Source organism: Coleofasciculus sp. H7-2, from assembly GCF_042747725.1.
Lineage (GTDB): Bacteria > Cyanobacteriota > Cyanobacteriia > Cyanobacteriales > FACHB-T130 > FACHB-T130.
In genome coordinates this window covers 1-7,648 of the sequence record NZ_JBHZGO010000071.1, presented here as the reverse complement: position 1 = coordinate 7,648, position 7,648 = coordinate 1, and the positions used below count along the sequence as shown (strand labels likewise).

At 52.4% G+C, this 7,648-nt stretch carries 9 protein-coding genes and 1 tRNA gene; 5 read left to right on the top strand and 5 right to left on the bottom strand.

All coding sequences use genetic code 11. The features are described from left to right. Positions 1–225 precede the first annotated feature (225 nt). A tRNA-Ala gene (locus ACFW2W_RS14280) sits at positions 226–301 on the top strand. 97 nt (positions 302–398) lie between these two features. Here the strand turns inward: ACFW2W_RS14280 and xerC are convergent. Beyond that, entirely contained in the window at positions 399–1,508 is a 1,110-nt protein-coding gene (gene xerC, locus ACFW2W_RS14275; protein WP_378179081.1) for a tyrosine recombinase XerC, read from the bottom strand. Positions 1,509–1,555: 47 nt separating this feature from the next. Beyond that, positions 1,556–1,798 (bottom strand): helix-turn-helix domain-containing protein, encoded by a 243-nt coding sequence (locus ACFW2W_RS14270; protein ID WP_378179078.1) that lies wholly within the window; start codon positions 1,796–1,798, stop codon positions 1,556–1,558. 155 nt (positions 1,799–1,953) lie between these two features. On the opposite strand from ACFW2W_RS14270, the gene ACFW2W_RS14265 reads away from it, so the two are divergent. Together ACFW2W_RS14265 and ACFW2W_RS14260 are read left to right on the top strand one after the other, a co-directional pair. Beyond that, complete coding sequence (locus ACFW2W_RS14265) at positions 1,954–2,250, top strand: hypothetical protein (RefSeq protein WP_378179075.1); 297 nt, start codon at positions 1,954–1,956, stop codon at positions 2,248–2,250. Continuing rightward, positions 2,247–2,588, top strand: a complete 342-nt coding sequence (locus tag ACFW2W_RS14260; protein ID WP_378179072.1) for a hypothetical protein — start codon at positions 2,247–2,249, stop codon at positions 2,586–2,588. The genes ACFW2W_RS14265 and ACFW2W_RS14260 overlap by 4 nt, the downstream gene beginning before the upstream one ends. A gap of 117 nt (positions 2,589–2,705) precedes the next feature. Here ACFW2W_RS14260 and ACFW2W_RS14255 read toward each other — a convergent pair whose 3' ends face one another. The 3 genes from ACFW2W_RS14255 to ACFW2W_RS14245 are packed head-to-tail and all read right to left on the bottom strand — an operon-like array spanning position 2,706 to position 5,052. Beyond that, positions 2,706–3,557: a hypothetical protein gene (locus tag ACFW2W_RS14255; RefSeq protein ID WP_378179068.1), complete on the bottom strand. Its 852-nt coding sequence runs from the start codon at positions 3,555–3,557 to the stop codon at positions 2,706–2,708. After that, positions 3,557–4,282, bottom strand: coding sequence for an XRE family transcriptional regulator (locus tag ACFW2W_RS14250; RefSeq protein ID WP_378179065.1), 726 nt, complete (start codon positions 4,280–4,282; stop codon positions 3,557–3,559). The genes ACFW2W_RS14255 and ACFW2W_RS14250 overlap by 1 nt, the downstream gene beginning before the upstream one ends. Continuing rightward, positions 4,279–5,052, bottom strand: a complete 774-nt coding sequence (locus tag ACFW2W_RS14245; protein WP_378179062.1) for a TIGR04255 family protein — start codon at positions 5,050–5,052, stop codon at positions 4,279–4,281. Before ACFW2W_RS14245 ends, ACFW2W_RS14250 begins: the two co-directional genes overlap by 4 nt. A 584-nt stretch (positions 5,053–5,636) precedes the next feature. On the opposite strand from ACFW2W_RS14245, the gene ACFW2W_RS14240 reads away from it, so the two are divergent. Together ACFW2W_RS14240 and ACFW2W_RS14235 are read left to right on the top strand one after the other, a co-directional pair. After that, positions 5,637–6,305: a DNA methyltransferase gene (locus ACFW2W_RS14240; RefSeq protein ID WP_378179059.1), complete on the top strand. Its 669-nt coding sequence runs from the start codon at positions 5,637–5,639 to the stop codon at positions 6,303–6,305. Continuing rightward, positions 6,298–7,611, top strand: coding sequence for an Eco57I restriction-modification methylase domain-containing protein (locus tag ACFW2W_RS14235; protein WP_378179056.1), 1,314 nt, complete (start codon positions 6,298–6,300; stop codon positions 7,609–7,611). Before ACFW2W_RS14240 ends, ACFW2W_RS14235 begins: the two co-directional genes overlap by 8 nt. The last annotated feature ends 37 nt before the right edge of the window (positions 7,612–7,648 follow it).

Sequence of the window (7,648 nt, the reverse complement as noted above, 5' to 3'; positions counted from 1 at the left end):
TCTAGTTCGGCAAGGTTCTTGACCTGCTTGCTCTCTTGCTCCAGCTTCTCGACCAGCCCTTCCATGCTCTTCTTTAAGTCGCTCATGGCCTACTATAGCTCTTAGCCGATTTCTAGGACACACCCTGAGAACCGAAGGGTTTACAAGGGAGCGCTTTGGTGTGATACACTCACCTTTGTACGTGCGGCATGACGCACGTGAATGCGGGACCCACAAGGACTTAATGGGGCTGTGGCGCAGTTGGGAGCGCGCGTGAATCGCACTCACGAGGTCAGGGGTTCGAATCCCCTCAGCTCCACCAAGAGAAAAGCTGTGTAGAACGCAAAAGAAAGCCCCCGCCGTGTGCGGGGGTATTGCTTTGTGGGGTCGGTTTGCACCTTATTTGCACCTACAGGTTTTCAATTCGTCTGCCCCGTCATGCTGACACCCAAGAGCGTAGCTAGGCTTATCGCGGTGCGCTCCCGGTGCTCTTCGAACATGTGAGAGTAGCGGCGCAGGGTGAAAGAGGCGTCGCTGTGGCCTACCCGGTCGGCTATGGCTTGCGGGTCTACGCCCTGCTTAACCAGTAGCGACACGTGCAGGTGTCTCAGGTCGTGAAGCCGCGCCGGGGGCATGTTCGCGGCTTTCTTAAGCTGTCCCCAACTCCGTTCAAAGTTACGTGGGTGTATGGGCGTGCCCACCTCGGAAACGAACACGAGCCCCGTGTTAGGCCACATCTCGCCAAGGTCGGCGCGCTGCGCTTCCTGCGCCCTGCGGTGCGCCTCGAGCACGGCGTACACATCGGGGGTTATCGCTATGCGCCGGGTTCCCTGCGCGGTCTTGGGAGGGGCGAACACGAAAGCCCCCTCCCTATAGGTCAGTTGCTGCCGGATGTAGAGCTCGCGCTCGCTTACATCTTCCCAGCGCAACCCTAGCAGCTCGCCACGGCGTAGCCCGGTCGCCATCACGAGGTAGAAGGCAGCGTACAGCCGGTGAGGGCGTGCGCTGTCGAGAAAGTGCGCGGCCTGTGCGCCGCTCCATAGCACTGTGTCCTTATGGGCAGCGCGTAGCGGGTCGGTTGCCTCTACCGGGTTGCGGGCCACGAGTTGCCAGCGTATCGCCTGCTTATAAGCGCTGAAGAGAAGTGTTCTACAGGCGTTCGCAGTCCGTACCCCGGTACTGTCGGCAAGCTCCCCCATAAGGTTCTGCACGTCGAGCGGCGTAAGTTTGTCCAGTCCTTTGCGCCCTACCTTGGGGATGATGTGAACGGTGCTCAGGCGGCGGTAAGTGTCGACCGTGCTGGGTTTAACGTGCCGCGCCTTCTCGTCTAACCACTGCTCGAGGTAGCTCTTCACGGTGAGCTTGGTATCCGAGAAGGTGCCGCTCGCAAGGCGCTGTTTTATCTCGGCGACCTTGGCGAGCGCTTCAGCTTGCGTCTTGCCAGAGACCCACCTGAAGCGCTGCTTACCGTCCTCTGTGTATCCCACCGTGACCTTGCCGCGCCAGGTACCGTTAGCTTGTTCAAACACAGAGCCCTCACCCTTACCGCGCCTCGTGCTGCGTTTGCGTGCCATCTTTACGCCCTTTCTCCGACGTATTCCACAACGTCACCGATTTGCAGTGCTTCGTTTTGGGTTAGGTCGCGCAGATAGGGCACAACCTTCTCTATAACGCCCGCGTCGAGCGCCGGGTGCGTGCCGTTCGCAATTGCATAGGCCACGTCTCGAGAAAGCTCCGACGCCTTCCAGAAACGGTAGGTGCTCGTCTCATGAGCTTCCAAGATGGGTTTGACTTTCCAACGTATAGGCATTGCCGACATCGTACCTGTACCTCCGCTCATCTACATATTACCACAAAAAGCGTCATAACGATATATGTTGACATGTTACGGCAAACGTGGTAATATAAGAGCACTAAAGGACGTACACCCACCAAGATGAGCGCCCTTTAGAAATCCCAAGTAGGAGATTCAAGATGATTCTAGCACCCCACACCCTCCCCGAAGAAGTCGCGTTCGTTCTCGAGCAAGCTGTTACTACGCTCCAAGCCGCCGCTAAAGACGGTTCTGAAGTTGCCCGCTACGGTCTTGCTGAAGTGCAACGCTGCATGGGTTACATCGGCGGTGACATCGAGGTGCAAGCCGACTTTGAGGAGGACTTAGCAGCCCTCTACGCCGAAGTAAACGCTGACGAGTACGGGGCAGATGATGATCTGCCCCCCATCATTCAGGATGAGGGGCTCGAGTGGGATACCTGGGGAGAGGCGGCATGACCGCCTCCCTTCTTCTCTCCCAACTACAGCAGGCTAAGAACAGCCTAGAGGATGCTCAAATCGACCTTTGCGGCGCTGTGACGGCACACGCTGAAGCTAAGAGGGCCCTAGAGTTGGCTGAAGCTTTGAGGCTCCGAGAAGGCGTCGAGGGGAAAAACGAGGCGCAACGTGACGCTAGGCTACGGCTCGAGCTGTGTGCCGAGTACACCGCCCTAGCTGAAGCTGAGGACACCTTGACCGAAGCGCGGTGTGCCTATGAGGTGGCGCGGCTCGAGTGGGAGTTGGCGCGGTACAAGATCCGAACCATGGATGTTTACAGTATGGAAGTAGCAGCATAAAGCTCATTTAAGTTGCCTGAGCTGCAAACCTCTTGTGCCTCAGGCGACTACAAGGATGGGTTCTCGGACTGCTTTTCCCATAAAAAGCCCAAAATGGGTAGGAGCGCATGTGTCGCTCTATCGCGTGAGTGAGAGATGGTCAAGATCTAACCGATCACTCTCCAGGTATTCTCGCGCCGTTAGGTCGTCATAGGTGATGACACTCCCATAAACCTGCCTATAGCGGTCCTCTGTGTGATGCAGTCCAAGCCAAAGCTCTAACAAACTGCTCCAGTTCCTTCCTTGAAACGTTACGTCTTCTACATCGCGGATGAAGAAAAATGTTAGTTCAATAGTATCCGCGTCCCAATCTGGTGTAGCACGGACACGAATTTCATGGAGGGCTCGCAAGGCATCACCCTCTAGCGAGTCCTTCATGTGCTTCTTCTTAATGCGGTCTTGGAGAGGTTGTACAAAGCGGTTAAAATCATTCGGAAAAGCGAACCTTGCTCGTTTTCTTGACGCTGCGCTAGCAAAGTTCCTCGTTTCCTCGTTTGTTTGACATCCTGGAAACCGTTCCCATCTAGCGATAACTGTCTTTTCTACGGTCATAACTCGATCAAGGTCGGCAACTAGGCGTCGCTCAGCTATACCTGGTATATACGCATATCTTGGGTTGTAACCCCGCTGAATCTCCACCAATCGTCCCTCGTCTACCTCAACCAGTGGGGCAACTTCAATAAATGGCCGTTGCTCGCAATCCCGAACGATATCGCACGTTTGGGTCAGCACTGCAAAACCATATACTTGGACTCCGGTGATATCCGCCCCACCCATAGCAGCTTCTTCAGCTTCGGGGGTTATGGGTAATGTAGGTTCCAGGTGGAAATAGAACCAAGCCTCCCCAACGTGACAGTCCCCTTGCCGCCAAGATGCAAGCACCTCACCAACTCTCTGTAGTTCGGCTTCGCGGGCACCCGCTAGGCTCACTATCCTTTAGCCCTTTTAACATGGGCAATACGAACCCCGCCTGGATCGCGGTGAATAGTCTCGTGAAGGGCATCTATCAAGTACTCCGGTTTGGAAGGTAGCCGTCCTTCCCAAGAACTAGCAGAAATCGCCTTATTTGAAGGCATACGTTCTCCGATACCAGAACCGAGCGCCTCAGAAACTCTTTCGAAATCGCCCTTGGCTAAAAGTTTTATAGGGTTTTCCCCACTGTCTACAGGCGTTAATAATAGTCTGCGGTTCTCATCTGCGCTACCACGATCAAAGTGCTTCACAAGGGCTAGCAATCGATGAAGCCGTTCTTCGTTCTGAGTGTTCATCGGTTTTCCACTTGCCCAAAGATGCATACTGCGCCTCGATACGCCAAATAGATGAGCAAGCTGATCCCATGCTAATCCACTCAGGCGGCGAAGTTCCATTATCGCTACTCGTGTTACCTCGTTTGTGCGAGCTTCTTCATCAGATGGCGTGTTCTGCCCATGTATTGAAGAGGAAGGAGCTCGTAAAGCGCGGGATGTGTACGTAGATGTTCCTAAATCAATTAACCAATAGTCCGGTAGCACTTCAGAAAGTGTGTTCTCAATAGGCAAATAACCGCCTATTTTCACAGTTGATACAAGACGTTTGGCTCCCAGCATCGCTCCAATAGCGGAAGTGCCAAGGTTATAGGAAAGTTTAGTGTGGATATGCTCTAGCACACCACTCATTTTTCGCCTCCATATCGAAGAAGAAATTCTTCTGTGACGGCCCAGCGAAAAAAAGTATAAATCCTCTCAGCAAAGAATCTAACTTGAGCCGTCAGCTCCACAACATCTAATGGACGAGCTTGTGCATGAAATACGTCAAGGTCTAGAATCCAACTTTCAGTCTCGATGGGCTCGAGCACGTTAGGATCTATTGTTGCATGTGCAGGAAGCTTTCCCCAGCGAGCTGCCATAATCCAAGGTTCATCGGGCACTCTAAAAATACTCTCGCTAATGGTTTGTTGAGAAAACTCTACCAGCTCGCTACTTAGAATCCCAGCTACTTCACCCCGAATGAGCGAGTCCAGCTGGTCATAAGCATCGCCTTGAAACCTGTCTATATACCGAACGCCCAAACGATCAATGGTTTGCGGACCTATATGATCTTTTAGAGCTTTCAATAACCTTTCAAGTCGCTCGACAAAATCATTTCTACTTGTATAGCTAACTGTTTCTATAGCAAGGAACTCCGAACCTAGCGATACTCGCCACTTACCTTCTATGTCACTAAAGCGCCAGACTTTGACTGCTTGACTTTGTACGCCTTCCAGCCCAATAAGAATATCTTGCCCTTCATCAGGTCGGAGTATTGGATACTCCTTTCGAATTGCCTCCTGAAATGAAGCAATAAAATCGTCTTTTACAATCGCAGTAATCTTTGGAAAGCGAAGCTGCGACAATACCCTTACGAGGGGGGCGTCGTTAAGGGCAACTTCCGTTGGCGGCTGCGCCATTAGCGGATTGCCTATTGTAGTCATACGGGGCACCAACTTCCAAGTGGTAGCAGTGAATATCTCCCCATTAAGGATTACTGCTAGTAGTGCAAGTGTAATACTTTTAGACGTAAATGTGAAGTACAGTGTGAAATTTCTAATGTGAGCACAGTCGGGGTGAGTATTGTGGCCGCTATCTTTGAGTTGGTCAGCAAACACACTACTACCAAACCGGTACGTGTTACTCGAAAGGTACTCAAATGAGCGCCCTTGGCTTGATAACAGATTGCTAGTAGACAGTGTAGACGAGTTGCAAGGGTGTTTACTGGGTTAACAGCGGAAGGGACAGAGGAAGAGCTGCCCTCCATCATTCAGGATGAAGGGCTCGAGTGGGACACATGGGGAGAGGCGGCATGATGGCCGCCCCTCTTCTCTCCCAACTAGAGCGGGCAAAGAACGGCCTAGAGGACACTCAGATTGCCTTCTGTGGAGTCGTGACAGCTCATGCCGAAGCCAAGGGTGCTTAGAGCTGGCTTAAATTAAAGAGCAGTACAAGGTCTTTAAAGACGAGCGAGAGCTGACAGCTCAGTTAAGATTGTGGGTGGATGGGCAACCAAATCATTTCTAAACAAAGAGTGCTCGAGCATGGTGAGGTCTATACCAACCAGCGGGAAGTCAGCGCCATGCTTGACTTAGTGAAGCAGGAAACCGAGCGCATTGAATCACGGTTCCTAGAACCGGCTTGCGGCACAGGGAATTTTCTCGCTGAAGTCCTTTCTCGTAAGCTGTACATTGTAGAAGTGCGCTATGTCCGTAGCCAACTTGATTACGAGAGAAATGCGGTGCTAGCCGTTTCTTCAGTTTACGGCATTGATATTTTGGCAGATAACGTCAACGCGTGTAGAGAGCGGCTCTTCGAGATTTTTGACGTAGTTTACAGCGCCCGTTTCAAAAGAAAAGCTAGAGAGCAGTGTCGCGCTGCGGTGCACTTTATCCTCGAGCAAAACATCGTAGAGGGTGACGCGCTCACTTTACAAACGGTAGGCAACCCCCCGCAGCCCATCGAGTTTTCCGAGTGGTCGCCGGTGCGTGGCAGCCTACTCAAGCGCCGCGTATTCGCGTTTCACCAACTTATGCCCCCAACGCCCGACGCCCGCCCCTTGTTCGCCGAACCGTCCCTGTCTTCCGACCTAGGAGATGCCGTGTTTATCCCCTTGCCGGTGCGCGAATACCCCGCCACTCATTTTCTCAAGGTGGCTCAAGCCGATGTTTAGCAGTGGTCGCCTCAACACCCACAATCCCGACGTGCTAACCTGTCTGGCGAACCTCAGCAACGACGAGGTGTTCACACCGCCGCAGATGGCGGGCCGGATGCTCGACCTGTTGCCCGCCGAGCTTTGGAGCGATGAGAATGCGCGCTTTCTCGACCCTGTTTGCAAGTCAGGCGTGTTTCTGCGCGAAATCGCCAGGCGGCTAGACGCGGGCCTCGAGTCCAAAATACCCGACCGCCTAACGCGCATCAACCACATCTTCAAAAATCAGCTTTTCGGCCTTGCCATCACCGACCTGACGGCGCTGCTCTCGCGTCGCAGCGTCTATTGCTCGAAGACCGCCAACGGCAAATATTCCGTCTGCGAAACCTTTAGTGATGAGCAAGGAAACATCCGCTTCGAGCGCACGAAGCACACATGGGAGGGAGGGCGCTGCGTGTTTTGCGGTGCTAGCCGTGAGGAGTACGAGCGCGGCGAAGAACTCGAGACCCACGCCTACAGGTTCATCCATGTTAAAGACCCACAGGAGCTATTCGAGATGAAGTTTGATGTGATAGTTGGAAACCCGCCGTATCAACTGAATGATGGTGGAGGTGCGGGCACAAGTGCCAAACCAATATATCAGCTCTTTGTGCAACAGGCCAAGAAACTAAACCCGCGTTACATGACTATGATTGTTCCATCACGCTGGTTTGCGGGCGGCAAAGGACTGGATGAGTTTCGCGCCGAAATGCTAAACGATGATAGGATTCGGAAGATTGTAGACTTTGAAAACAGTCCGGACGTCTTCCCAGGGGTAGATATAGCTGGCGGGATTTGTTATTTCCTTTGGGAACGCGACGAAAGAGGACCTTGTGAAGTAACAAACTTTTATAACGGTCAGCCAGTTACTTCATCTCGAGCGCTTAATGAATATCCTACTTTCATCCGTCATAGCAAAGCCGTTTCCATTATTCGAAAAGTACTAGCCACTAAAGAGGATAATAGTAGACGTTTGAGTGGCAGAATATCCGTGCGGAAACCGTTTGGTCTGCTATCAAACTATACGCCTAAAAGTAAAGGGGTTCCATGTTGGTTTATGCAAAAGATTGGACTAAAATTCGTAGATAGCAGCGATGTAAAAGATGGAAAAAAGTTGCTTGACAAATGGAAGCTATTAATCCCGTTCGCTCCTATCGCAGGTCAAACCGATTTTTCTAAACCCGTAGCTTTTTACTACGAACCTCGAGTGCTAGGGGGTCAGAAGCTCAGTGCGTCAAGAACCAGGCGAGATTATGAGCGGCGATCTTGCGACAAACGCTCGCCCTGATTGACGAGAACGAGTTAAGCTGACCTGCCAAGATGTG

Coding starts and splice junctions, on each gene's coding strand:
- ACFW2W_RS14245 (WP_378179062.1), bottom strand. CDS start 5,052: ATGGCGCAGCCGCCAACGGAAGTTGCCCTTAACGACGCCCCCCTCGTA.
- ACFW2W_RS14235 (WP_378179056.1), top strand. CDS start 6,298: ATGTTTAGCAGTGGTCGCCTCAACACCCACAATCCCGACGTGCTAACC.
- ACFW2W_RS14270 (WP_378179078.1), bottom strand. CDS start 1,798: ATGTCGGCAATGCCTATACGTTGGAAAGTCAAACCCATCTTGGAAGCT.
- ACFW2W_RS14240 (WP_378179059.1), top strand. CDS start 5,637: ATGGGCAACCAAATCATTTCTAAACAAAGAGTGCTCGAGCATGGTGAG.
- ACFW2W_RS14260 (WP_378179072.1), top strand. CDS start 2,247: ATGACCGCCTCCCTTCTTCTCTCCCAACTACAGCAGGCTAAGAACAGC.
- ACFW2W_RS14265 (WP_378179075.1), top strand. CDS start 1,954: ATGATTCTAGCACCCCACACCCTCCCCGAAGAAGTCGCGTTCGTTCTC.
- ACFW2W_RS14250 (WP_378179065.1), bottom strand. CDS start 4,282: ATGAGTGGTGTGCTAGAGCATATCCACACTAAACTTTCCTATAACCTT.